Below are 25,247 nucleotides of genomic sequence, written 5' to 3' on the forward strand. Positions count from 1 at the left end.
AACGATCATCATTCTGCTGTATTATGCATCGGTAATTGCTCAGGCAAGAACCTCCTCCACCGGGCGGCGCAAGGATCGTGGCGTTTCAGGCCCACGACCGATTCTCACTATCAGATCCGGCCGTCGATTCCCGACACCGAGAAAACGGGCAAACTCCGCGCGTAAGGGTGCCACCTCAACCGGCTGGTTAATAAAGGCCGTTCTTAAATCCAGCGCAGTTGCCTGCAGGGCGAGTCGCTCATAGCAACGGCCCGACTCAATCCAATGGGGTTTGTCGTCGATATCGGAAACCAGTACGGCAATGGCAGATGAGCTCCGTATGTTCCGGCCGTCTTTCCGGTTCTGCTTTTTCGCAGAGAGCCCGAAGCGCATCGCCAGCAATCCAAGCCAGCGAGGCACCGCGGGATTACCCATGGACGGTCCATACAGGCCGTCACTGCTGGTTACTGCCTCTTGCCCGTTAAAGCGAATCCAGGATTCAAGCTCCCGGGCCCATGCAGCGTCGCCAAATTGGGCGGAGTTGCCTTCAGCCACGTAACGGGCTATCTGCTCTTTTTGGTCAGCATCAGTGAACAGCTTGATGGAGACGCCCTCGCTCTGGCCGGCTTTCTCCAGCTGCTGCAACTGCTGGGCGGAGAGTTGCGATCCATCGTATTCCACCCGGCTACACTGCCTTTTGGGAATGGCTTCGAACAAAGGTGACCGAAAGGGGGGCGTTTCCTCAAAATTAATTTGTACACCAAAGGTCGAGGCGTCGTAGGAGCAGTGGCCCTTTAGCCCCGCGGCTTCCGCTGCCAGCAACAGATTCTCGGCGGCACAGCCTAGGCTCGCATAGAGGTGGTGGTCATCGGGATCTACAGCGGGACAACGCCGTGACAGATCTGGAAAAATCCGGATCCGATTCTGTTCCAGTTTGAAGATCCAGGGCTGGGTGTTGTGGCTGGATGCGGCCAGGGTCGCGTACCGCACTAGGTTTCTGTAATCCGGCGCCACTGTTCCAGGCTCAGGGGGCTGCCAGATCTCCCTGACTTTTTCTGAGTAGTCCATCGTGACTTTCTCCTTTAAAGAACGGGGTGAGAATGGCCTCGGTGATCTCGGCTTCCACCCGCATAAAGCTTCCCTCTTGCCCCATCATGCCAATATCTGAATTGATCTGTACGGCGATCGCGATATCGTAATCCGGGTAATACCTGAGCGAAGAAACATAGCCGGGTATCCAGCCCCGGTGGCCACGGACCTCGCCAAATTGTTCCGTTGGCTCGATGACCACACCAAGTCCATAGGTGACCTCCGGGCGGTCTTCGCTCATGGGAGCGCCGGTCATCATGGCTTTGAAACTGGCCTCGGAATGCAGCTGGCCAGACCAGAGGGCCCGACCCCAACGCGCAAGATCGCCAGCGGTGCTGACGAATCCGCCCCCGGCATCCTCCACAGCCGGGTGCCAAACGAGCCGGCCATCTTCATCCATGGTGCGCTCAGGTAACCCGAAAGGGCTCTCTATACTGGTGATACCCGTTGCCAGCCCTGCTATATGACGCTGGTCGGATGGCATGGTTGCCTCCAGATTTAGCGGTTTCAGGAAGTGAATCCTGACGTAATCCGTCCACGGATGGCTCGTCACGGCTTCTAGGACCCGTGCAGCCAGCAGGTATCCGGTATCTGAGTACGCCCAGCCTTTTCCGGGAGCAAACAATGACTCCATGTCCAGTATCAGATTGATCAGATCCTGGGTGTCAGGTGCCTCCGCGCTGGTGCGGGACCGCTGGAATAGTCTCTGGAATGCCGGAAGGTAGACATGGTCGGGCAAACCACCGGTATGGGTCAGCAGGTGACGCAGCGTTAGAGTTTCGTGATTGGGAAGCCGGTAGAACCATTCCTGGTTACCAAGCCAGGTCGATATAGGCGAATCCAAATCAAGCTGACCGTCTTCGGCAGCGCGCAGTATGGCCGCAGCGACGAAGGACTTGCCGATACTGGCGGCCAGCATGCGACTATCTGGCGACATAGGCGTCTCACTGTCCGGATCCGCCATGCCGACGGCCAAGGCATGAGCCGTGTTGCCAGGACCGGCCCAGGCAACTGTCGCCCCCGGGAAACCATGGCACTCCTGCAGGTTCGACAGCACCTGGCGAACTTTGTCTTCGGTGACGCCGGGGGCCAACCCCGACAGCCCTGCGAGAACGATCAATAACCAGACCCGGATCATGTCTAGGCTTTCGAGCGGTTGGTTGGTGGAATCACAGCGGTGGAGGCATATTTATTGGAAAACATCGCCTCCCGCCGAAAAACCAGAATCAACACCGAGACGCCAATCAGAACATAGGTATCGTAGGGCTGGGCATCTGGCCATAGCGGGTTGATAAGCTGGAAGTGGTAAAGCATGGGCCACAGGAGGCTGCCGCCGGTGCGGTTGAAAATGGGCGTCACGATAAGACTCAGGCAGATGTTGCCGATGAAGAAGGGCGCAAAGCCCCACCCGCTATGAACCGCGCCACTGAGGTAGAATGCCGGCAGGTGCCAGAAGCCCCAGACCGCGCCAATCAGAATGGCAGCCCAGACCGGGGCCATGTGGCGCTGGAGCACGGGCAACGCCAGCCCCCGCCAGCCCAGTTCTTCCACGGGTCCAAGGAAAAGCATGATTACCATGACCATCAGGACGGCCATTGTGCCGTCCGAGAAAATCGGCGACAGCAAGGGCGCACCCTTGATGAACGCCCCCAGGAAGAAGACGTTCGGAATACCGAAAATAATGAAAAGCAGCCAGCCGGCGGGAATGCGCCATATTCGTAGACGCTGAAGGAAGTGCTTCAGGCCGGTCGTACCCCGGCGATGAAGGATAACCGCCACGGCGGCGATGGCGGGTGCCCAGACGGCCAGAAAAAACAACGGGTGCGTCCCCGATATCTGTCCCAGAAATCGGACGGCGAAATCGTTGAAGAAAATATAGAAACCCGTGATGCTCCAGGTGATCAGGAACGTCATCAGGACAAACGGGATCAGCGCCTTCAGGTCGATCCCGTCTTGTTCGGGGTGCTCGGGAATCATAGGTTGCCTCACTTTCAGAACTGCCGGCTGATCCTGAAGAACATGGATGGCTGAGTGGTAGTCCCCGGTTCTTTGACGAGCAGGCTGTCGGCGGGCTCGCCGATCAATTCAGCGACCTCCACGGCTAGCTCTGCCACATACACCGGAGACAGGTAATCGATGAGCGCGCCCTCCACATAGACATTACTGAGTGAGGCGTCCGCCGAAAATGTTCGACCCCAACACTTGCTGCCTCGGAGGAACTTACAGAGAACCGTTCGTCATTCCATGCTTTGTCGTTCCATCTAGCCCCACTGCCGATCAAATATAAAGTTTAGGCGCTATACCCATCCCCTTAGCTTTGCTGCAATGTACGGTGCAAAAGCCGTTGCCGCGAGGATGATAGGCCAGATGTTGCCGCTCCTGAATGTATAGGCCTCAAACAAAACGGACCACGACTTGCCTTGCCAGAGCCCAAATGAAAACTCAAAGGCAACCGTGAGTGCGACCCAACCCAACCCAACGAACCAAAACTGCACGGGGCAGCTGATTTGGAGCCAAGGCAGCGATAAGTACGCCACACCCATGATCAAGGCCGAAAGCAGCAACCCGCTAAGCACTAGTGCGGCCGGGGTTCCGAGCTCGGGTATAAGTACAAACTCGCGCAGTGCACCATTGATCACAGCTAAAACGAGGATGCCGATCCAAATCACCAATGTCTTTAAAGCGACTACCGTAAGCATCGATTGCTCCTATAGCGCTTAACAGAGCTTATATAAGTATCAAGAGCGGTTTTTTAGGATTCCCCAAAATGAACGGTTTGTCCTGAAATGATGGCATTACAGATAATAGAAGGGCTTGGGCGTATATGCACACGTTCTGAAAGGCCGCTTTTGGCCGATAACGACGGTCTATGCTAGGCCGTCGTTTGAACACATCAAGCTTCCGTCTGCTCTGCCATTTCCAAAGCATCGTCTACCTCTATCCCAAGATATCTGACGGTGCTTTCCAGCTTCGTGTGACCCAGAAGCAGTTGCACCGCTCTCAAATTTTTCGTGCGACGGTATATCAGCGAAGCTTTGGTGCGACGCATCGTGTGCGTGCCATAGATTGACGCATCTAAGCCCTATTTCGGTGACCCAGGCTTTCACAATACGGGCATATTGCCGCGTAGAAAGATGCTTTGCGCTATTTATTCGGCTGGGAAACAAGAAATCTCCGTTACTGAGCTGAGCAAGCTGTATCCAATCCAAAATAGCGGTACGGGTTTGCTCGGTTATTTCGAACTGTACAGGTCTATGCGTTTTTTGCTGCATCACAATGGCTCGTGGGGATATACATGCACCATGCGCTATATCCCGTATTCGTAAATTGACGAGGTCGCAGCCCCGTAATTTACTATCGATGGCCAGATTAAAGAGAGCGAGGTCTCTCGTATTTTTGGCAAGTTGCAGCCGAACACGGATGGCCCAGATATCTCTAAGACGCAGAGGTGCCTTCTGACCAACCAGCTTGCCTTTATTCCAAGGTGTTAAGGAGATTTCAGTAGAAACGTTCATGGCATGATCCTCCATCGGGTGGAGGTCAAAGAATGGGTCAATTCAAGCTTAACGTGTGCTAAGGCTAGTCAACAGGCGATGTGCGATCCAAAGCGGCTGTCGCTACAAAATCAGAGAGCACATTAGCTCAAGAATCGATGAACACGGAGGGCGGCTGTGGCGCGCGGTTCACCGTTAACGAGAAGATATCCGGTCGGCTATAATGACCGGCCACGTCCAGGGAACGCCGCGATCGAAGGGCCGTTTCGATCTCGATTTCCGCATACAGTATCCCTTTCTCTCGGTTCATGGGTCCTGCCGTGACGTCACCCGTCGGGGCAATGACGACGGCATTGCCCACATTGATCCACTCTTCCGGCGCATAGAGCCTGTTACGCTCGGGAAACGTTTCGGGAATATCACTTCCCTGGATGGCGGTAGCGGTACTGATCACCCAGCAGCCACCCTCCTTGGCGATGTGGCGAAGTGTGGCAAGACAGGTATCGCTCGAGTCCCAGGTCGGATTGATGAAAATCTCCATAGCCTGGGTGTAAAGAGCGTAGCGTGCCAACGGCATGTAACACTCCCAACAGATCAAGCTGCCAATTCGTCCAGCAGGCGTTTCGATCACCTGGAGTCCGCTGCCATCACCCATGCCCCAAACCATGCGTTCGGGGTTGGTTGGCATCAACTTGCGGTGGCAATTGAGAATGCTGCCATCCGGACCGATAAGCACAACGCTGTTGAACAGGGTCGTGCCACTATATCGACTATCGATTTCATTGATACCCACCACCAGGGTCAGGGCATGGCGGGCCGCTGCATCCTGCAATGGCGTTAGATGACCGGCTCTTAGGTCGACAGCGTTATTGCGCAGTTGCGCATGAATTTCACTGGTCAAGGTCATGTCACCCCCCGGTTTGAGTCGCCAGATCCAGGTCGGATAGCCGGGAATATAAGCCTCGGGAAATACCAGAAGAGTCGCTCCTGCCGCAGCCGCCTCGTCGATCATTTCGAGCATTTGCTCGATGGTAGTGTCTCGCTGAAGCATCACTGGAGGTTTCTGAATGACTGCAATCTTCGTTACCATGACGGTGATCCTCAGGCATAGCGCGGATAGTTCAGAGCGCCAACGCAAGGGCGCACACTGATACTAGGATTTTGATCAATAAGAAACAAAAACAGAGATTTATCACGTAAACGGCCTTCAGGCCGGGAGGATGTTCTGGTTAATACGGAAGAGGTTTGTCGGATCGAACTTCTTCTTGAGTGCCACCAGCCGCTCATAGCTCGCACCATAGGCGAAGGCAATGCGGTCGGTTTCATCGCCGGTCAGGAAGTTGACGTAGGCGCCTCCACTGGCATACGGCTGTGATCGGGTGAAGAATTCACGCGCCCAGGCAATACAACGTGCGTCCTCGGCAGCCGTCTCCCAACGGGCATGCACGTTCAGCACGTAGTTGGCATCGCGGTTCGAGTAGGCCATTGCTTCGGGTTGCGATCGGCCCGTTTGACCGCCTATCGTGCCAATAAATATCTCGCACTGTGAAGACGGTAGGGCACCCGCGTACTCGATGATGGCATCGATCGGCCCTTCGTCGAGCGTCGCGAAATTATGAGACTTCCAGTAGTTGCGTGCTCCCGGGGTTAACAGTGGGTCGAAAGCCTGTTGCCAGTCGGTGTAAGGCTGCACACCGATATGCTCGCCGTATGGGGTACCGAACCCTCGCAGCGGCTCGATGTGTTTCTCGCCTTCAACGGGATCGCCTGCGTAGCAAATGGCAAGAGCGACGATCTTTTTCCCGTGGACTGCCTCGGGCAGGAAGGGCAAGGGAGGCGCCTTGCGTGTAACCATCCACACGTTGAGTTCGTCCGGCATTGTCTCGGTGAAACGGGCGAACTGCGTGATGACCGATTTCGCCTGGTCGAAGGGAAAGACGATGAGACCGCACAATACATTCGGGCCTACGGGATGCAATTGGTACTCGAAGCGGGTCACGATACCGAAGTTTCCGCCTCCCCCGCGAAGCCCCCAGAAAAGGTCGTCGTTTTCCGATTCACTGGCGTGCAACTGTCGGCCATCGGCGGTAATCACGTCCATGCCGAGCAGGTTGTCGATGGTCATGCCGTACTTTCGGCTGAGCCAACCGAATCCCCCGCCCAAGGTCAGACCGGCCACACCCGTGGTGGAGTTGATGCCCAGCGGGGTCGCGAGACCATACGCTTGGGCAGCGGCATCGAAGTCCGCGAGCGTACAGCCTGGCTCGACATACCCGCGCTGAAGTTTCTGATCGATGGTTACTTCCTTCATTAACGCGAGGTCGATCATTACGCCATCGTCACAAACAGAATTGCCCGCAATGTTGTGACCACCGCCACGAACGGAGAAAGGCAAGTCGTGTCGGCGTACGAAGTTTAGGGACTGGACAACATCGTCAGGTGACGTGCAGCGGGCAATCATGGAGGGCCTGCGGTCGATCATGGCATTCCAGATCTGTCGCGTTTCCTCGTATTGCATATCCTCTGGAAGAATCACGCTTCCCGAGAAATCGGCCTTTAACTCCTCTATTGCGGTTTGCGAAAGCTGGATCATGACGACCACCGTTACGTATGCTCGGGGACGCGTCGAAGGCGGCGACGGGCGGGAAATTGAGGAAAACGACCCGGCTGGCGATTAACCCCATCCTCACAGCGACCCTTTGGTGGGCATTTCGTCAGTCTACAGTCACAGTATAGGCAGGTCTGTCAATAATCGCGCCGGTTTATGTGGTCGATTATTGAGAATCTTGGCCATCGCTACAGCCAGTCCCGCCGAGGGGTACCACGTCGTCGTGCAGCCCAGCGTACTACGTGCTGACTGAAAGCATTCCGGCACTCCCTCAAAGCAAATGTCCCCGGGCTGAGCAGGTCAGAGCTCTGCGATCCGACCTGCTCACTGGTTTCATTCATCGGCGAACTCGCGCTGCTGCGGACGTTCACCCACTGGCCACATGACATGGGCGTAGGGAGAGTCTGGCCACATCACGTAGGGCCCGTCAGTGTCTGGCATGGTAGGCAGACCTTGCAATAGCGTCGAGTCAGGCACAATGAGCATGACATGGGGACCTTCCACTACCCACTGGTTGTCAGGGGTTGGGGTGCGTGCCGCGGGATCGATATTGCTGGCGCCGCCGTCGGGAGAGTCTCCTGCGAGCATGTAGGATGTGCCAATCTCCGTTACCGGTGGCGCCTCCTCTCCGTTCATAAGGGCCTGCATCCACTTCATGAACTGCTCATCGTGGCACATCGGTCCAGCAAACCCCGGCGGTCCCGGCAGGCAGGTGTAGTTACCGCTACCCTCAAGCACCACCTCACCGGCAAGGTCGATCACTGTCGCGGTCCGCGCGACCTGGGGCGGGGCAGCACTGAGGGCCTCTTCAATGATGGCACGGGTCTCGGCCTGACTGCGCCCCGACTCCGTGCCCAGGGCTGGGTCAGACAGGCCCAGGCTCCCGATGATCATGGCGGATATAGTGGCGCCGCCGAACCGGATCGGATGATTGCTGCTATCTCGTATTGTCAGCATGACTGCTCTCCTGGTTCTGGTGATCAGACTGACGCAACCGTCACCGGTCGCGCGGCCTCACCGGGAAGGTTCGGCATGTTTATTTATAGCACCAGATCAGTCTTGCGGAGTGAGAAAGCAATGAGAATTCCGTGTGGCCTCATACGATGCCCCATACCGGTACGCGGGGTTGGCTCTGGCCGCTAATGTCTCGCCCTATGTTGCTCGGCTTGGATGGGCATTTCCCCTTTCACACATTAGGGCTTACTGATTTTTTATGGAGGATAGTTTTCAGCTTCCACCAGTGTTCATTGTTGAGCATCAGGGCTTGCTTAAAGACTGCTCTTGGCCGAAAGCAGATAAAAATAACTCAGATGGAGCCATGGCGCTTCTCGAAAGAAAGTGTCGTGGCTCTATGTTGTCGTGTCATATAATCACTTAGATCCAGCCCCGCTCCGCAAACGATATATGTCCCTCACTCCCCACCACATGATCAATCACGCGGATGTCCATCAGGCCTAGCAGTCTGTCGGATTAAGGGACGTAAATCGCAGAGGTGATGACCCCACTCTGGTTTCTTCGCGGGATAAGCGGTCATGTGTCGGGAGAGGCGCCTTCACTCTCCACGACATCATCTTGTGCCGCTTCTGGTCATGATATCAGGGTAAGGGGCGCCTTATCCTACCGTCAGGCGGTGCATTCGCTTGATGTTCCAAGCCATGGTCGCTAGCCGCCATTCGCCGTACTGGTAGGCGTTATTGACGACTTGGTGTTGATCGGATGTCAAAGAAACGAAGCGCCGGGCCATGATATACCCCTCTGATGAATCTTCGCTTATTTATGCGCGAAAACTTATACAGAATCACTTATCAGCAATGAGGCAACGGTGGACGCCGGCCAGCGAAGTGACCGTCTTTCTGCAAGGCAGATTGTGAAGCAACGCCTGATAATCAGGTCAGGGCGGTCAGTCGAGGCAGGCCCTTCAGGAGCGTGAACCACCATTTGTCGGCAGCATCACCTGTTGAACAGTTGAGTCACCGCGATCTGTCGAAGAGAGGTGTACGTCGAGCACCTACTTTACCTCACCCATGTAAGCTTCGGCCTTGCCGCGCTTGCGATACAAGGCGGCGTCGGCCCCGAGGTTCTCGGTGAGTCCAGGCACCAGGAGCGAGGTCCAGGTATCGGCATTCTCGGCGGGTCCGGCATTTAGGTGCCAACTACGTTGAAAGATAAGGCCGACGAAGTGTCGATAATTACAAACGATATCGAAACTAGGATTTTCAGCTTAATTTCAGCTTTTACAGCTATGATCAGTGTCGTCAAACGATTTGAAAACATGATCGAAATATGATGTCTCGATCAGTTGCACCACGCTCGGTCTCACCCCTCTCTGCTCTATTGTTACGGGGCATAACATCATAAGACTTGGATCTATGAAGATCGGGCCACCAAGTTGATTCAAGACATCAAGACGAGGGGAGTGACTCCATGGCTCAGCACCTGCACCGACAAGAACATCCATATCACGGTAATCGGAGGAGAAAAACCATACCTCCCCGGAACTAAGCCACCAACGGCCGTGTCGACGGCGTCCCCATGGGCATGCCTTCCCGCGGCGTATTCCAGCAAAGCAAAGGAGATACCAGCATGAAACGCAAATCAATACGGCCATGGCTCAACTCCATGGTGGCGGGTGTGGTGATGGGTGCATCGATCGCCGCGATGGCAGCCGGTAATCGCGCCTTCGTGCCGATGGGCTCGACAGATGCCGTCGGCGTTATCGACCTGGAAAGCTACCAGGTGACGTCCACCATGCCGGATACCCTCAATACACACGGTTCGGCATTAACACCGGACGGTAGGTACCTGGTTGCGGGCAGCCTCACCCCACGCGATATCGAGGAAAGCGTCAGTCGTCCGGAGGACATGGCGGAAGACGAACATGCGGCCCATCACGGTGGGGATGGGAAGGCCCCGACGGATGAGCAGAGCACCGGCCTGCTGTATGTAGTGGATACGACTACCCATTCCATCGTGCGAAAGCTGGAAGTCCCCGGTCCGGTTCACCATGTGCTGGTGACGGCCAATGGCCGCTATGCCGTCTCCACTCATCCCATGGGAGGTGGCATCAGTATCGTTTCGCTGGATTCCGGCCAGCTTGTCGCGACAGTGGCAACCGGACCGGCCCCGAACTACGTCACCGAAACCGAAGGCGGCCAGTCGCTGCTGGTCAGCAACACCGGGAACGGGACGGTCAGCGAGATCGATACCCAGAACTGGTTCGTTGAACGAAACATGCGGGTCGGTGGCAGCCCGGGGCATATGGCCCTATCGCCTGACAATGAGCGGCTCTACGTCAATGATGATTCGGCTGGGCGCGTCGTGGCACTCGATCTGCCTACTGGCAGCGTGGCGGATGAATATGACGTAGGCGAAGCCCCCCATGGCGTCGGCCTGAGCCCGGACGGTCGGACTCTGTACGCGACGAGCCAAGGTGACGACCGGCTCGTGAAGATCACACTCGAGGACGGGACTCGGCAAAGTATCGACCTGGCCCCGGCCCCCTACCATCTGGCGGTGGCTCCAGCTGATGGTCGGTTGCTTGTCACCAGTCGCGAGGAAAGCAAGCTCTGGGTACTCGATCCGATCTCTCTCGACGTCCTGCACACCATTCCACTTGATGGGATAGGCCACCAGATATCTCTGGACCCGCGATAGGATTACAGTCTTGCTACCGATTGTGAAGGACACATGACAGGTAGCACACACCAAGGGGGTCATGGCCACGCCGGACATATGCCTTCTCCGCGGTGGGTGGCGTATTGGTGGCGATCATCCACCGCCAGACTCGCTCGCCGTCCGGCAGAGGAAGATTGCAGCTTCGGCTGGTATCGCGCCGAGATCATCGAGGCGCTGGTCAATGGGAGCTTTCTTCTCGGCCTGGTCTGGAAGGAAAGCCGGGGTGACCTGAATGTCAAGGGAGCCCTATGGCACATTATTTGAGGACGTCATTTTAACCGAGACCGCGGTTCTTACCCTGTCTTTCTGAAGCACGCGTACAGGAACTGTTGGGTCTTGGCTCCTGGTGTCCGGTGGTATTCAAGACTATGGGCGTGGGAAAGCGTGAACTGGGCGGCAAACAGGTGTCGGTAATGTCTGTCGCGGAACAGTTAACATTGATGAGTTCAAGGAGATCACCAGGTATCTGTGACCTGAGGCTCTCGATCCTGCAATAACATTGCGATTGGATCTTGTGCCTACTACCTTGACCTTGGGCTACGCGTAGGTTGTAAGCTCATAATGAGTGTTCACAGCGCCTTTCCCAACTTGAGAGGCGGTGTTTTTGCCATCAGCAAGATGAGGAGAAAAACCATGGTCAAGTACAAGCAGCTAATCGCCATCGCGCTGGCCGCCGGCCTGGGCATCGCTGCCAGCGGTGCCGCTTCCGCTCAGGGAATGCCTCAGGGCGGCCAAGGCGGCATGGGACCCGGCATGATGATGGGCGGCCAAGGCGGCATGGGTCCCGGCATGATGATGGGCGGCCAAGGCGGTATGGGACCCGGCATGATGATGGGCGGCCAAGGCGGCATGGGACCCGGCATGATGATGGGCGGCCAAGGCGGCATGGGACCCGGCATGATGATGGGCGGCCAAGGCGGTATGGGACCCGGCATGATGATGGGCAACATGGCCGAAATACTCGACGAGGAGCAGTTGAGCTCCCTGCGCGAGATGCGCCAGGCGCATCGTTCCACCCAGTTCGAGCGTATGGGCGAGATGATGAACCTACGTGACGACATGATGAGCTTGATGCGGGCGGAACGCCCGGATCCGGAGGAGGTTAAAGCTCTTCATGGCCAGATGGCCACCCTGCGCGGCGAGATGATGGCGGACAAGGTGCGCATGCATAACCAGATGCAGGATCTTCTGACTGACGAACAGCGCGAGCAAATGCAGCGGAGCAACGCCGCGCAGTAATGCCAGGCATAGTGATGCCCGCCGAGCGGCGGGCATCACTATGCCTTGTCACTCCAGGATGTGCTGGATCAATAGCGTCGAGCGCACTGCCGACACACAATAATCCCGTGATGATGAAGATTACTCCATGACCGCCTTGGCTCCTGCCACACCATCGAGATAAACGACTACGCCATTAGGGCCGCATGCCCTTCGAAGCAGAGTGCATAAGAGGAAAACAACGATGAAGCCGATGATAGTGGCGGTAGCGACATTGATGATCTCTGTGGCATCGCATTCAGCGACGAGTCAAATGGGTGGCATGAGAGGAAACAGCATGATGGAGGAGGACCATATGATGGGCGGAGCAGGAAGGGGAGATATTTCCAGGCTTCGTTACCGCTACTTCATGCGCTATGGAATTGACACGACTTACGCTAAGAAATCCAACCCTCTTGACCCCACTCATGATGTTCTTGAGATGGGTGAGCGACTGTACACGAATAATTGCGCGTCATGTCATGGGGAGTCTGGGCCCGCTGCCGATTCGCTAAATCCCAAACCAACGAATATTACAGCCTTTAGCAGGATGCCCATGGCAAGCGATGCTTACTTGTATTGGACCATTGCGGAAGGTGGGGCTCCCGTGGATTCGGCAATGCCAGCTTTTCAGCAGAATTTAGAGGAAGAAGAAATCTGGTCACTCATCACCTACTTGCGAGTGGGATTATGAACATCCTCTTGCCTCTTGATTCGATAACTCAACTAAGTGACTCTGCATAAGTTATGGTATATAAAAACGAAGCTTAACAAGGGAGATGCGCCATGTCTCGACGCTTACGCTTCGTTTCTTTGACATCCGATCAACACCAAGTCATCAATGACGCCTACCAGCACGGTGAAAAGCAAGTTTCAGGACAAGACGGGGAAGGTCGTCAGCCAAGACACGTTGTGTCGCACATTAAAAAAACGGCAACAGTTGTAAGCGGGTACGCCGTTCATTGACGGCACGGCGTGCAAGAAAGATGCCGACGCATTCGCCGTCGTATCCACAGGACTCATAGGCTCCTCTGATAAGGGATGAGATTGCTCTTTCAGTTGACCTTTCCCCTGGTTTAGGTCCGCCTTCAATGTGCCGGCCTGGCCGGTACCGGGAAAGATCCACCTAGATATCGAGCCGTTGCGCGAAGGTTCAGCTCAACATCGTATTCCTTGGCATCCAGGCCCAACGTCCCCGATTCGCTCGCTTTTACCCCGCCATCACAGCCGGTAAGCAGGAATCCTGCGCCCATCATGGCACGAAGCACTGTGCGACGATGGATTTTGGCTTAGCTCATCATTTGCTCCGCAGATATTTGATCAGTGCCAGGATGGCAAGCACCAGTACTACAAACAGAAGAATCCAGATAAACATCATGACGATTCCCATGATGCCCATGCCTGATGTCATCCAGCCATCCATCATGTGGCCGGGTGCCTGGGCCAATGCAAGGAGGGGGAAAAACAGCCCAAGCATCAGGGTAAAAAGATTATTAAAATATTTCATTACAATACCTCGTTGTTTTGGCTTGACCGTGGTAGTCCCACATCTTACTGATAGTAGAAAAGTCGTCTTCCCCGGCTGGGGAAGGCGAGGCGAGCTTCACTTATGAGTTTACAACCTATGGCTGGCCCCCATGTCAAGGTGTGAGATGGATGACAGTATTTTTTGTTGGGTTCAGCCTGTGTTCAGGTTTGTGCGTTACAAGTGAGCCTCCCTGGCTCAACTCAAAGAGGTAATATCATGCGCAAGATACTGCTGGCCTTGGCACTGGGCCTGACCACGACGACTGCTTTCGCTGGCTCTGGGCACGGTGGCTCTCAAGCTGCGGTGAGCGATGCCGACATCGATCGTACCATCCGCGTCGAAGCGGGTGACATGTGGTTCGACTCCGAGAATCTCGACATCGCGCCAGGTGACACCATCAAGTTCGAAATCGTCAACACCGGCAACCTCAAGCATGAATTCGTCATCGGAGATCCCAAGGCACAGGAAGAACATCGCGAAATGATGCAGGCGATGATGGGAGGCGGCCACGCAGATGGCGGCCATGGTGAAAGCGGCAATGGTGGCCATGACATGGCCCAGGGGGCGCAAGGCGGCAACATGCCAGCCGTGACCATCGCGCCGGGCGAGACGGCAGAACTCGTCTGGACTGCCTCTCAAAACGTCGATGACCTGGAGTACGCCTGCAATATCCCGGGGCACTATGAGGCCGGCATGTACGGCAACTTCGATATGCAGGGATGATTCTACCGCATGAAACTGTTGCTTCTCGAAGATGACGACCTGCTCGCGGAGAGTTTGGCCGAAAGTCTGAAAGACAACGGTTACCTTGTCGACCTGGCCACTTCACTGGAAGAGGCCAGGCCGCTCATGGCGACCGAACACTATGAACTCGCGATCCTCGACCTTGGCCTTCCAGACGGTTCCGGGCTGGATCTGCTCAAGCAGTGGCGCAAGCAAGGCCAAGGCTTGCCGGTGCTGATCCTCACCGCGCGCGACACCTGGGCGGACAAGATCGTCGGCCTGGAGGGCGGTGCGGATGACTATCTCACCAAGCCCTTCCACGAGGGTGAGCTTCTCGCACGACTTAAGGCGCTGCTACGCCGTCGCTCCGGCAGTATGTCGCAAGAATTGTTAATCAATGGGGTAAGCCTCGACGAAGCCAACCAGTGCGTCAGCATCGATGGGGGTTCTTGGCAACCGCTGACAGGTACCGAATTTCGATTGCTGCGCTACCTGATGCGCTATCCCGATCGTGTCCACTCGAAGGAGAAACTGATCGATCAGCTCTATGCCCTGGAACAAGATGCGGCCGCGCCGAACCTGGTGGAGGTCTATATCGGTCGCTTGCGGCGCCATCTCGGCAAGTCGATTATCGAGACGCGGCGAGGGCAGGGGTATGTTTTCGTTTCGCGTTGACCAACGCAGCTTGCGCTTCCGGCTGCTGGCCTGGCTATCCGGTATTGCCTTGCTGGTGACGGGGGCGACGTGGCTCCTGCATGGCATCCTGTTGCAGGATCTGGCCCGCGACTTCCTCGGGGAGCGCCTTGAGCGGGAAGCCGAGTATGCGATTGAGCAGTTGCAACAGGAACGCCACGCTGTTCCGGTGGCACTGGACTCGGCGAGTCGAGGCTATCAGATCTTTCACCATCTCTATGTGCTACGTCTCGGTGGCGATACGACTGCGTCGGACCCCCGCTGGCAGAATGCCCTGGCCCCCCTGCTCGATGAGGCAGTCGATGCCCTCGTCGAGGTAAAGGAGGACGAACAACATCTGCTCGTCTACCGACGTCACTTCACTCTAGACGGGGAACCCGGTGTATTGCTAGTGGGTGAGGATTTTTCACGGGTTGAAGCGGGTTTGCAGCAACTTCACTGGTGGGTCGCCGGTATCGCCGCGGGGCTGCTGTTGCTACTGATTACCCTGAACTTGCTGGCGGTCAACCGTGGACTGATACCACTATCTCGACTTCGAGACCAATTGGAGGAACTCCGGTCAGGAGAACTTGAGCGGCTGTCCCTGGAGGTGCCGTCCGAGCTGGACAGCCTGGTCATACAGCTCAACCGCTTCATGGATGAGATCGACAATCGCCTGCAACGCTCCCGCGACTCGGTGGCAAACCTGTCTCACGCTCTCAAGACGCCGCTCTCGGCGGTAACCCAAGTGCTGCGGGGCTCGCGCCCCATCGATGAGGCTCGTCGCCAGAAGCTAGTGCAGCGTCTCGAGGAGATTCACGCCCAACTGGTTGTCGAACTCAGGCGCTCGCGTATCGCCGGCCCCCACGCTGGGCGTATGTCTGATCTGCATCGCGATTGCTCTCGGTTGATGGAGATGTTTCGCGGGATTTATCCGGACAAGCGATTCCATCTGACCCTGCCGGAAGATAGGGACCGACGCGTCCCGATCGAGTCCCAGGATCTCTCCGAGATGCTCGGCATCGTGCTCGACAATGCGGGGAAATGGGCGACCAGCGAGGTGATCTGCCGAGTTACGGTGGATGAAGTGCTCAGGATCACCGTCGAGGATGATGGGCCAGGGGTTGCATCGGAAGACCTGTCTAGCCTTGGCCAGCGAGGCATGCGCCTCGACGAGCGTCAGCCCGGATATGGACTGGGCTTATCGATACTGATGCAACTCATGCCTCGGTATTCAGGGCAGGTAAGGTTCGACAACAGTCCTCTGGGTGGCTTGAAAGTCGAACTGACGATTCCCCTCAATGAATGTTTGATGTGATCGCCCTTGTTCAGCAGTGATTCAGCTTCTTCCGTCAACATGGGCTTCCTAAGACATTGACGGGAGTCACACATGGCAAGATCCAGAGTCATCACGCATCCACTGTCACGTCGTCAGATCCTGAAAGGCGGTGCGGCACTGGGGCTGGGGTCAGCGGCAGCCCTTGGCTTGCGTCCCAGCTGGGCCAGTCCTTGGGGACGGACCAACGTCTATTCCAAAGGAGTCGAGGAAGGTCCCGAGGTGGCGCTTGCCATCCGTCGTGAGTCGATTCCGATCGTGGGTCAGGAGGCCCGTCCGATCAGCATCAACGGTACCAGCCCGGGCCGCTGATTCGCCTCAAAGAAGGCCAGGATGCCATTCTCAAGGTCACCAACTTGATGGAGGAATCGACATCCATCCACTGGCACGGCCTGATCCTACCGCCGGAGATGGACGGCGTTCCGGGGGTAAGCTTCGCCGGGATCGAACCCGGCGAGACTTTTACCTATCGATTCCCCGTTCGCCAGAACGGCACCTACTGGTATCACAGCCATTCCGGCCTGCAGGAGCAGCTCGGCCATGCCGGGCCGCTGATCATCGATGCTGCCGAACGTGAGCCTTTCCGCTACGACCGTGAGCACGTGCTGCTGCTCACCGACTGGACCTTCGAGGAGCCGACGTCGGTCTTCCGCAACCTGAAGACCGCCGAGGGCTATTACAACTTCCAGGAGCGCACCATCGCCGACTTTTTCGCCGATACGCGCGGGAAGGGCTTTGCGGCGACGGCCGAGATGCGCGGCATGTGGGCGAAGATGCGCATGAGCTCGCGCGACATCAGGCAGTACCTATATACCTACCTGCTCAATGGCCACTCGCCCGAGGAGAATTGGACGGCGCTGTTCAAGGCCGGTGAGCAGGTTCGCCTGCGAGTGATCAACGGCTCGGCCATGTCCTATTTCGACGTGCGTATTCCCGGGCTGAAGGCGGCCGATGGCCAACCGGTGCAGCCGGTACCTGTCGATGAGTTCCGCATCGGGGTGGCCGAGACCTATGACGTCCTGGTCACGCCCGAGGACGACTCCGCCTACACCATCTTCGCTGAAGCCATGGACCGCAGCGGGTATGCGCTCGCCACCCTGGCGCCTCGCGAAGGGATGGCCGCGGAAATCCCCGATCGTGGTATGCAGGGCATGGATCCCTCCAACATGCAGGGCATGTCGGGTGAACAGAGCAGAATGAATGCCACCGGCATGCTGGCGGCGGGAGCGTGAGCTGGAACTTCACCTCACTGGCAACATGGAACGCTACATGTGGTCCTTCGACGGCAAGAAGTTCAGCGAGTCAGGGAGGTGACTGGCCCCATTCACTTCACCAAGGACGAGCGCCTGCGACTGATCCTGATCAACGACACCATGATGGAGCACCCCATCCATCTCCATGGCATGTGGATGGAGCTGGAGAACGGCCAGGGCGAGCTCATCCCTCGCAAGCACACCCTGAATGTCAAGCCGGGTGAGCGCGTCTCGGCGCTGATTACCGCCGATACCGAGGGCAGTTGGGCCTTCCATTGTCACCTGTTTTGTCCTGCTGGTTGCGACAACACTTTCCGTTGCCCAGGCAGATGATGGTTACGATGCCCCGGCTGGCTGGCTGGCCGTCACCGGTCGTGGAACACAACAAGGGCATGGCGCTGTTCGACCGGCTCGAGTATGCCGTGCCCGACAAGGGGGAAGAGGCGCTGGTCTGGGACTTCCAGGCCTGGTACGGCGGTGATGTTAATCGCGTCTACCTCAAGTCCGAAGGCGAGAACGTTCAAGGCGACGGTGAGGATGCCGAGTTCGAGTCGCTGGAGCTGCTCTACAGTTGGCTCATCGCCGATTTCTGGGGAGCTTCAGGGCGGCATCGGCTACCAAGGCGGGGTGTTCTCGGATGACCATGCCGAGCGCGGCTACGGAGTAATCGGCCTGCAGGGGGTGATGCCCTATGGGATCGAGACTGACGTGGCGATGCAGGTAAGCGACGAAGGCGACGTCTCGGCGAGCTTCGAGGGGGAGTATGTCCTGCGCCTGACTCAGCGCCTCTATCTTCAGCCACGTACCGAAATTGCCGTGGCCGCGAGTGAAGTCGAGGAATTCGGGGTAGGCGAGGGGCTCAATTCGGTGCGAGTCGGTATGCGCCTGGGTTACGAGGTGACTCGTCGCTTCGCGCCTTACATGGGGCCTACTGGGAAAACAGTACGGGGATACTGCCGACCTCTCGCGTGCCGACGGTGATGCCACCGAAGATACCGGGGTCGTAGCCGGGGTAAGGCTGATGTTCTAATCATCATTGTATTTTTCGATGCTTGCGCCACCGAAAGGTGGCGTTTTTTTACCCCTCTTCGTCATATATTCAGCTCTGTTTCAAGTTGCACCACTATCATGACATTGTCACCAAAAAGGAGAGACCTCTACATGAAACTCAAAGCAATTACATTTGGAATGATAGTGGCAAGTATGTTCTCAATGCCCGTCCTGGCCAACATGGGAGCCAGCGCCCAAGAGCTGTCGGTTCTGGAAAGAGGAACATCCTCTACACAGATCCTGGCGAACGGCCAACCGAAGCGCTTCGAGATCAGCATTGATCAGCCCACTACGTTGAAAGTGTCTAGCATGCATTTCCCGGGGGTATCGAGCCAGGGCAATCAGATCAAAGCGACATTGGATGACGATGCCGGTGCCCGTGTGGCGGAAGCATCCAGCCCGCGAGGCCACTTCCAGCTCAATCAACAGCTGCAACCTGGAAATTACCAGCTGGAAGTCTCGGGAAATCCAGCGATGTCAGGCGCTCAAGACAACAGTAATCGATACGAGCTCCACGTGACATATTAAAATCAGCCAGGAAAAACTCAGTTTTATCATCGGGGCCAGCTTAAAGCTGGCCTTTTTTATGGAGAAACGATTTTTCTCAGCTTGTGGCTGGCCAGAGTAATTATCGCTCTATATTTCTCAGATTTGACCAAGGTCAATTGTTGATCAGCCTGTATTCAGGCTGCGTTCAGGTAGGGAGTCCAGAATGATCATAGCGATGAGATTGAGTCCTTGGTGCCGACCTACGCAGGAGCAAGTCAATGTTAGGCGACTAGGCGCCACGAGGAGAACACCATGATCCCGTACCCACAAATCGATCCAGTGGCATTTTCCCTCGGACCGGTACAGCTTCATTGGTATGGCTTGATGTACGTCGTGGGGCTAACGGTTGCGTGGTGGCTCGGGCGGCGCGCCTCGGTCTGACCCATGATGATGAGGTATGGGCCGTATGCACAAGCATCATGGACATGGCAATAGGCCAGGTAAAGACTGAAATATGCTCTATATTGCACTTTCTGGAGGTTTGTTATGAAACATCGAGAGCACCGGTTGGGAGTCTCAAAAAATACCTTGGTCACTCGGAATTTGGCAATTGAACCTAATGAATCCGAGCACATTGAAGATGCTGTTTATGATATCGACCAGCTGTATGGAATGGATGAGGTGTCATACGAGGAAAAGCATGGGCATATTCGCCTAGCCTATGATGCCACGCGGCTTTGCATTGATGATGTTGAAAAAATCTTGGAATCGCATGGGGTCGATATTAGCTCTAGTCGGTGGAATCGCTTTAAGGAGGAATATTATCGCTTTGTTGATCAAAACATAAAAGATAATGCAAAGAAGGAGCCTTGGAGCTGCCATTGAATGGTAATGAAATCCATGCGGTGAATAACCTTAAATGTGAACGCTACATGAAGCATCATGCAGTCCGCTTACTCCCAGAGCTTCATGTTCCTATTACTTGAATTCAGTCCTATCAATTAGATAGAACTGCTGCCGACCGGCCATTTCAACATTTGGTAATAACGCAAGCAGGGGGTTGAGTTCAAAAATACTGTCAGTCCATCAAACCCCTTGACCTTTGGGTAACCTATAGGTTGTAGGCTCATAGCTGAAGCTACCCCAAGTCAAAAAATAAGGCTTCTCTATCATCAGTAATGGGAGAGGAAATACCATGGTTAAGCACCAGCAAATCCTTGCCATCATTCTGTCCGCCAGTGTGGGTATCGCAGCTACTACTAATGATGGGCGGCTCCGGCATGGGCATGATGCAGCAGGGCTCCCAAGGGCCTGAAGCCGTCGACCATGACGCTCATCACTGAGCTTTTTCCCATTGAGTTTTATTATCAAAAGGAGGCATGGATGAGCGACAAGGCCACTACCATTACCCTGACGGTGCCGGGCATGGGCTCGGATCACTGCGCCGGCATTGTGCGCAAGACCCTTGAGCGTCTCGACGGCATCGAGGATATCAAGACCAATATCGCAAGCCATCGAGTCAGGGTACGTGTCGATGAAGAGGAGGGGCCTGATGGTGATGCCCTCAAGGAGGCCGTGGAGGGTGCAGGCTACGACGTCAAGGCAGTGCACGACGAGCGTGAAGGCGAGGAGGAGGAAGGTGAGGGCAGCCGCATCGAGCAGGATTACCTCGAGCAGGCGAGAAAGCGCCTGATCATCGCCGCCATCCCCACCACCCTGATCATGATCCTGATGATGGTACACATGTTCTGGGTGGCGATTCCGGGATATCTGGCAATCATCGCCGTGCTCGCCTTTCCCGTGGTGTTTCTCTATGGGGGTGCAGCCACCCACAAGGCTTCTTGGCGCTCGTTGAAGAACGGCACCTTCAACATGGATGTACTGATCTCCATGGGCAGCCTTCCGCCTTATGTGCTGGGGCTAATCGGCTTCTTCTACCCCATGACCTCCTTCATCGAGATGGCCGCCACCATCATGACCTTCCATCTGGTGGGGCGCTATCTCGAGGCCATGGCCAAGGGCCGCGCTTCCGAAGCCATCCGCCGCATGATGGACATGAGCGCCAAGACCGCCCGGATCGAGCGCGACGGTGAGGAACGAGAAGTACCGGTGAAGGAGCTTTCCCCCGGTGACATCATGCTCGTACGCCCCGGCGAGAAGATCCCCACCGATGGTGAGGTCGTCGAAGGTGAGAGCCATCTGGACGAGTCCATCGCCACCGGCGAGTCGGTGCCAGTCTACAAGAGCGAAGGCGATGCCGTCATCGGCGCCACCATCAACAAGGAGGGACGCCTCAAGGTGAAAGCCACCAAGGTGGGCGGCGATACCTTCCTTTCTCAGGTGGTGAAGCTGATCGACGAAGCCCAAGGCTCGCGGGTGCCGATTCAGGAATTTGCTGATCGCATGACCGGGCGCTTCGTACCGGCGGTGCTGGTGATAGCCTTGGCTAGCTTTCTGGTCTGGCTGGTCGCGGGCGATGCCCTGCGCCCGGTTCTCGAGTGGGGGGCGACCTTCCTGCCTTGGGTCGATCCTGTGGCACCCACCCCCATCCTTGCGATACTGGCCGCCATTGCGGTGCTGGTTATTGCTTGCCCTTGCGCCCTGGGCCTTGCCACACCCACGGCACTGATGGTGGGATCAGGGATCGGTGCCGAGCGCGGCATCTTGATCCGCTCGGGCGAAGCCATCCAGACCTTCAAGGATATCCAAGTGATCGTCCTTGACAAGACCGGCACTATCACCCGGGGTGAGCCTGAACTTACCGATGTGGTCTCTGCCGAAGGGGTCGAAGAGACGCACCTTCTGACCTTGGCGGCAAGCGTCGAGGATGCCTCGGAGCATCCCATTGCCCGGGCCATCGTCGACGGCGCGCGAGCGCGCGACGTCAAGCCCGAGCGTGTCAGCAGCTTCGAGTCTACCGGCGCCCGGGGCGTCTCGGGCAAGGTGGGCGATGAAAGCGTGCTGATCGGCAACCGCCGCCTGCTGGAGGAAGAAGGCGTGAGCGGCCTGGATAATCTTGAAGAGGCCAAGCAGGAACTCGAGGATCAAGGCCGTACTGTGGTGATCGTCGCTGCAGACGGCAAGGCGATGGGGTTGGTGGCCGTGGCCGACACCATCAAGAAGGAGTCCAAGCAAGCCATCCGTGGCATGCATGACTTGGGTCTGCACGTGGTGATGATCACCGGCGACAATGAACGTGCGGCCCGGGCCGTGGCCGACGAGGTGGGCATCGACGAGGTCCAGGCCGAGGTGCTTCCCGATGGCAAGGTGGACGCCATCAGGAAGCTCCAGGACAAGTACGGCGACCATGTGGCCATGGTGGGCGACGGCATCAACGACGCCCCGGCCCTCAAGCAGGCCAATGTGGGCATTGCCATCGGTGCTGGGGCAGACGTGGCCATCGAGGCGGCGGACGTGACCCTGGTGCGCGGTGAGCTCACTGCCGTGGTGGATGCCATGGAGCTTTCGAAGGCGACCTTCTCGAAGATCGTGCAGAACCTGATCTGGGCCAGCGGCTACAACCTCGCTGCCATTCCTATCGCCGCCACCGGCCTTCTGCATCCCATGATCGGCGTCATCGCCATGACCGCAAGCTCGCTGTCTGTCATCGGCAACTCTCTGCTGCTCAAGCGGCGCTACGCCCGAGCGAAAACGCAAGGAGAGTCGAAATGAACCGTCAGAACTGGTTCATGATTGCATGCCTAGTGCTGATGGGCGTGGCCATGCTCATCGTGCTATGGCGCGGCAATCCCTTCGGCACCAGCACCTGGCTGCTGCTCCTGCCGATGGGGCTTTGCCTGGGAGTGCATCTCTATGTGCATCGCCATGGCCGCGACGAGTGAGACCGAGGCCCTATGATTTTCCATTAAGGGCCTTCGTAATGCCGAGTACTTTTATAGAGGCGGAATACCGCCTCTTTTTCATGGAATGATTACAGGTCTCGAGCTCGGTTAATTTGCTGAGCTAGGCGCATTGCTTCGTGTTCCTCCAACTTTAAGAGCTCGTTAACAAGTTCCCGGGCTTCGGGGATATCGGCTCGTCCTTCAAGGTAGCGATAAAGCGCGATGACCTGATCATGCAGGGAAAAGATTTCCCGGCTGATATCATCGAAGCTCATCTCGGCATAAGGTGAGCTGCATGCCTGGTGCGGGGTGATGGGGACATGTGACAGGTAATCATAGACCCAGGTGTGCAAGGCCTTTGGGTCGGCTTGTTTCTCGAAGTTGGCCACGGTCTGTCCCAAGGTAGCCTCGTGATCCGCTAGATATTCCAATAACCACTTGGCCCGGGCTTCCTCTTGTTGGGTGGCACAGTGCTTCAGGCACTCTGCTAGATAGGCATGCAGCTGCTGAGTCCATTCGATAAGGTCTTGAAAGGTTTGGATCTTCATCCGACGTTCTCCATTGAAAGTTTGCTCTAAGAGTATTTGCTGTGAACCGGCTTCAGCTCGGTTTCTCATTTTACTTGGCAGCCCCCAGCCGTAAAGGCTATGAAACCCCATTTCGGACAGTTTGTCTCGTATGGTGCCAGCAAGGCTCAATATCGAGACAATTGACTCGATTACATATCCTGCTGGATGTTTATCATCAGTGAGACCTGCTATTGATACCAGGCGAAACTCAGCAACGAGATTGCCATTTGGTTGATCAAGCTGACTCATAACCAAAAACTTCGGGGCGACTCAACCGGCCCCTTTGCTACGCTGGTTACACAGCGCGGGCTGACCAACCACGGTGCCAAGTTTTGACAAACCGGCTATAGCTGGAGATCGGCACTACAGATACAGAGGGCATTCTCTTGCACCACACCTATGATTCTCCAGCACAGGCGAAGGCGAAAAAGCTGAACCAGCATTGTGTCTGCGCCACTCTCGATCGGCCAGAAGTGGTTCGCAGTCTAGCCAACCAGCTGGGGGATAATGCGGACGAGATGCTTTCCAGTGCAGCCTGGCATCACTTCTTTTCAGATGCTGCGGTCTTTGTTCCCAGCCAGGATCTGGATCACATGATGGCCATTGCCCGAGCCTTGGAAGCTGCTACCGCGCTTCCCGACTATCGTCGTCGCGTGCTATCCAGAGCTCCTCAGAGCGCCCAAGCCGACCCTGGTCCCATGGGGGCCTTCATGGGCTATGATTTTCACCTCAGCGAGGAGGGGCCCCGCCTCATTGAAGTCAACACCAATGCAGGGGGCGCATTTCTCAATGCTGCGCTCGCACGAGCCCAGCTGCAATGCTGCAGCGGAGCTACTCGGGTGGCCTGGGCCGAAGACTTTGATGCTGCAGTCATCGCCCAGTTCGAGAATGAATGGCGCGCCCAGCGGGGCAGTGGACGGCCCAAAAGCATAGCGATCGTCGATGACCAGCCTACCGAGCAATACCTCTATCCTGAGTTCCGACTGGCACAACAGCTGTTCCGAGATAATGGAATTGACGCCCTCATAGTCTCTCCCTCTGAACTCAGATATGAGTCAGGTGTGTTATACAGCGGCGACAAGCGAATCGACATGGTTTACAACCGCCTGGTGGACTTCGCCTTGGAAGCGCCCGAGCACACCGCCTTGCGCTCGGCTTGGCTGGACGGAGGCGCTGTCATAACCCCAAACCCATTCGCACATGCCCTGTTTGCGGACAAGCGCAATTTAGCAGAATGGTCTGATCCCTCTACCCTTCAGAATTGGGGCTTGAGCCCTGAAAACGTCGAGCTGCTTCGCTGTGGTATTCCGCGCACCGTTAACGTTGCCGCTAGTAATGCGGATGATCTTTGGCAACAGCGGCGGCAATGGTTTTTCAAACCTGTAGCAGGTTATGGCAGCAAGGGCGTTTACCGGGGCAGCAAACTCACCAAACGCACATTTTCCCAGATCCTAGAGAGTGACTATATTGCTCAGGCGTATGTGCCGCCCTCGGAACGTCTGGTTCTGGTCGATGGCGAACGGAAAATGCTCAAGGTAGACGTACGCCTGTATACCTATCGCGGCAATCTGATCCTGGCTGCGGCACGGCTGTATCAAGGGCAAACCACAAATTTTCGTACACCGGGCGGCGGATTCGCACCCATACTCCTTGAACAGAATTGACACAAGACGCCACTATCGG

Annotated in this window: 26 protein-coding genes and 2 pseudogenes; 17 read left to right on the forward strand and 11 right to left on the reverse strand. The window is 56.4% G+C overall.

Translation table 11 applies throughout. The annotated features are described in order from the left end of the window. Window positions 1-39: 39 nt before the first annotated feature. The 9 genes from LG290_RS08045 to LG290_RS08085 all read right to left on the reverse strand — a co-directional run bounded on the left by LG290_RS08045 (window position 40) and on the right by LG290_RS08085 (window position 8,914). Window positions 40-1,047 (reverse strand): Acg family FMN-binding oxidoreductase, encoded by a 1,008-nt coding sequence (locus LG290_RS08045; RefSeq protein ID WP_499836935.1) that lies wholly within the window; start codon window positions 1,045-1,047, stop codon window positions 40-42. After that, window positions 1,004-2,206: a serine hydrolase domain-containing protein gene (locus LG290_RS08050; RefSeq protein WP_499836936.1), complete on the reverse strand. Its 1,203-nt coding sequence runs from the start codon at window positions 2,204-2,206 to the stop codon at window positions 1,004-1,006. The genes LG290_RS08045 and LG290_RS08050 overlap by 44 nt, the downstream gene beginning before the upstream one ends. A 2-nt stretch (window positions 2,207-2,208) precedes the next feature. Beyond that, a complete protein-coding gene (locus LG290_RS08055; protein ID WP_499836937.1) occupies window positions 2,209-3,045 on the reverse strand; it encodes a CPBP family intramembrane glutamic endopeptidase in 837 nt (278 codons plus the stop codon). A gap of 320 nt (window positions 3,046-3,365) precedes the next feature. Further along, a complete protein-coding gene (locus LG290_RS08060; RefSeq protein WP_499836938.1) occupies window positions 3,366-3,767 on the reverse strand; it encodes a hypothetical protein in 402 nt (133 codons plus the stop codon). A gap of 168 nt (window positions 3,768-3,935) precedes the next feature. Then, window positions 3,936-4,583: a tyrosine-type recombinase/integrase gene (locus tag LG290_RS08065; RefSeq protein ID WP_499836939.1), complete on the reverse strand. Its 648-nt coding sequence runs from the start codon at window positions 4,581-4,583 to the stop codon at window positions 3,936-3,938. A gap of 127 nt (window positions 4,584-4,710) precedes the next feature. Then, the gene (locus LG290_RS08070) at window positions 4,711-5,652 is read right to left on the reverse strand and encodes a carbon-nitrogen hydrolase family protein (RefSeq protein WP_499836940.1); all 942 of its coding nucleotides are present in this window, start codon (window positions 5,650-5,652) and stop codon (window positions 4,711-4,713) included. A gap of 117 nt (window positions 5,653-5,769) precedes the next feature. After that, window positions 5,770-7,155: an FAD-binding oxidoreductase gene (locus LG290_RS08075; protein ID WP_499836941.1), complete on the reverse strand. Its 1,386-nt coding sequence runs from the start codon at window positions 7,153-7,155 to the stop codon at window positions 5,770-5,772. 348 nt (window positions 7,156-7,503) lie between these two features. Next, window positions 7,504-8,127, reverse strand: a complete 624-nt coding sequence (locus tag LG290_RS08080) for a hypothetical protein (protein ID WP_499836942.1) — start codon at window positions 8,125-8,127, stop codon at window positions 7,504-7,506. A 655-nt stretch (window positions 8,128-8,782) separates the two neighbouring features. Continuing rightward, window positions 8,783-8,914 carry a hypothetical protein gene (locus LG290_RS08085; RefSeq protein ID WP_499836943.1) on the reverse strand — a complete coding sequence of 44 codons (132 nt, stop codon included), beginning with the start codon at window positions 8,912-8,914 and terminating at the stop codon, window positions 8,783-8,785. Between the two features lie 839 nt (window positions 8,915-9,753). On the opposite strand from LG290_RS08085, the gene LG290_RS08090 reads away from it, so the two are divergent. The 5 genes from LG290_RS08090 (at window position 9,754) to LG290_RS08110 (ending at window position 13,068) form a co-directional block, all read left to right on the forward strand. Next, complete coding sequence (locus LG290_RS08090; RefSeq protein WP_499836944.1) at window positions 9,754-10,824, forward strand: YncE family protein; 1,071 nt, start codon at window positions 9,754-9,756, stop codon at window positions 10,822-10,824. A 33-nt stretch (window positions 10,825-10,857) separates the two neighbouring features. Next, on the forward strand, window positions 10,858-11,109 hold the full coding sequence (locus tag LG290_RS08095; RefSeq protein WP_499836945.1) for a hypothetical protein: 252 nt from the start codon (window positions 10,858-10,860) through the stop codon (window positions 11,107-11,109). A gap of 369 nt (window positions 11,110-11,478) precedes the next feature. Then, window positions 11,479-12,084, forward strand: coding sequence for a Spy/CpxP family protein refolding chaperone (locus tag LG290_RS08100; RefSeq protein ID WP_499836946.1), 606 nt, complete (start codon window positions 11,479-11,481; stop codon window positions 12,082-12,084). A gap of 223 nt (window positions 12,085-12,307) precedes the next feature. Beyond that, window positions 12,308-12,796 carry a c-type cytochrome gene (locus LG290_RS08105; protein WP_499836947.1) on the forward strand — a complete coding sequence of 163 codons (489 nt, stop codon included), beginning with the start codon at window positions 12,308-12,310 and terminating at the stop codon, window positions 12,794-12,796. 92 nt (window positions 12,797-12,888) lie between these two features. Continuing rightward, entirely contained in the window at window positions 12,889-13,068 is a 180-nt protein-coding gene (locus LG290_RS08110; protein WP_499836948.1) for a hypothetical protein, read from the forward strand. 331 nt (window positions 13,069-13,399) lie between these two features. On the opposite strand, the gene LG290_RS08115 is transcribed toward LG290_RS08110, so the two are convergent. Then, complete coding sequence (locus LG290_RS08115; protein ID WP_499836949.1) at window positions 13,400-13,609, reverse strand: SHOCT domain-containing protein; 210 nt, start codon at window positions 13,607-13,609, stop codon at window positions 13,400-13,402. 237 nt (window positions 13,610-13,846) lie between these two features. On the opposite strand from LG290_RS08115, the gene LG290_RS08120 reads away from it, so the two are divergent. The 11 genes and pseudogenes from LG290_RS08120 to LG290_RS08170 all read left to right on the forward strand — a co-directional run bounded on the left by LG290_RS08120 (window position 13,847) and on the right by LG290_RS08170 (window position 22,995). Beyond that, on the forward strand, window positions 13,847-14,353 hold the full coding sequence (locus LG290_RS08120) for a cupredoxin domain-containing protein (RefSeq protein WP_499836950.1): 507 nt from the start codon (window positions 13,847-13,849) through the stop codon (window positions 14,351-14,353). Window positions 14,354-14,362: 9 nt separating this feature from the next. Then, window positions 14,363-15,028, forward strand: a complete 666-nt coding sequence (locus tag LG290_RS08125) for a response regulator transcription factor (RefSeq protein ID WP_499836951.1) — start codon at window positions 14,363-14,365, stop codon at window positions 15,026-15,028. Then, on the forward strand, window positions 15,009-16,343 hold the full coding sequence (locus tag LG290_RS08130) for a sensor histidine kinase (RefSeq protein ID WP_499836952.1): 1,335 nt from the start codon (window positions 15,009-15,011) through the stop codon (window positions 16,341-16,343). Before LG290_RS08125 ends, LG290_RS08130 begins: the two co-directional genes overlap by 20 nt. Window positions 16,344-16,415: 72 nt before the next feature. Beyond that, a pseudogene (locus LG290_RS08135) lies at window positions 16,416-17,947 on the forward strand (copper resistance system multicopper oxidase). Between the two features lie 8 nt (window positions 17,948-17,955). Next, the gene (locus LG290_RS08140) at window positions 17,956-18,255 is read left to right on the forward strand and encodes a copper resistance protein B (RefSeq protein ID WP_499836953.1); all 300 of its coding nucleotides are present in this window, start codon (window positions 17,956-17,958) and stop codon (window positions 18,253-18,255) included. Then, entirely contained in the window at window positions 18,242-18,595 is a 354-nt protein-coding gene (locus LG290_RS08145; protein ID WP_499836954.1) for a copper resistance protein B, read from the forward strand. The genes LG290_RS08140 and LG290_RS08145 overlap by 14 nt, the downstream gene beginning before the upstream one ends. Window positions 18,596-18,775: 180 nt before the next feature. After that, window positions 18,776-19,192: a hypothetical protein gene (locus tag LG290_RS08150; RefSeq protein WP_499836955.1), complete on the forward strand. Its 417-nt coding sequence runs from the start codon at window positions 18,776-18,778 to the stop codon at window positions 19,190-19,192. A 273-nt stretch (window positions 19,193-19,465) separates the two neighbouring features. Then, window positions 19,466-19,582: pseudogene (locus LG290_RS08155) on the forward strand (prolipoprotein diacylglyceryl transferase family protein); the annotation flags it as partial. 117 nt (window positions 19,583-19,699) lie between these two features. After that, the gene (locus LG290_RS08160; protein ID WP_499836956.1) at window positions 19,700-20,038 is read left to right on the forward strand and encodes a cation transporter; all 339 of its coding nucleotides are present in this window, start codon (window positions 19,700-19,702) and stop codon (window positions 20,036-20,038) included. Between the two features lie 498 nt (window positions 20,039-20,536). Then, entirely contained in the window at window positions 20,537-22,825 is a 2,289-nt protein-coding gene (locus LG290_RS08165) for a heavy metal translocating P-type ATPase (RefSeq protein ID WP_499836957.1), read from the forward strand. Beyond that, a complete protein-coding gene (locus LG290_RS08170) occupies window positions 22,822-22,995 on the forward strand; it encodes a hypothetical protein (RefSeq protein WP_160418512.1) in 174 nt (57 codons plus the stop codon). Before LG290_RS08165 ends, LG290_RS08170 begins: the two co-directional genes overlap by 4 nt. Before the next feature lie 89 nt (window positions 22,996-23,084). Here LG290_RS08170 and LG290_RS08175 read toward each other — a convergent pair whose 3' ends face one another. Continuing rightward, on the reverse strand, window positions 23,085-23,813 hold the full coding sequence (locus LG290_RS08175) for a hypothetical protein (protein ID WP_499836958.1): 729 nt from the start codon (window positions 23,811-23,813) through the stop codon (window positions 23,085-23,087). Window positions 23,814-24,157: 344 nt separating this feature from the next. On the opposite strand from LG290_RS08175, the gene LG290_RS08180 reads away from it, so the two are divergent. After that, window positions 24,158-25,228, forward strand: a complete 1,071-nt coding sequence (locus LG290_RS08180) for an ATP-grasp domain-containing protein (protein ID WP_499836959.1) — start codon at window positions 24,158-24,160, stop codon at window positions 25,226-25,228. Window positions 25,229-25,247 lie beyond the last annotated feature (19 nt).

Origin of the sequence: Halomonas sediminis (genome assembly GCF_044871105.1) — a bacterium.
GTDB lineage: Bacteria > Pseudomonadota > Gammaproteobacteria > Pseudomonadales > Halomonadaceae > Vreelandella > Vreelandella zhuhanensis.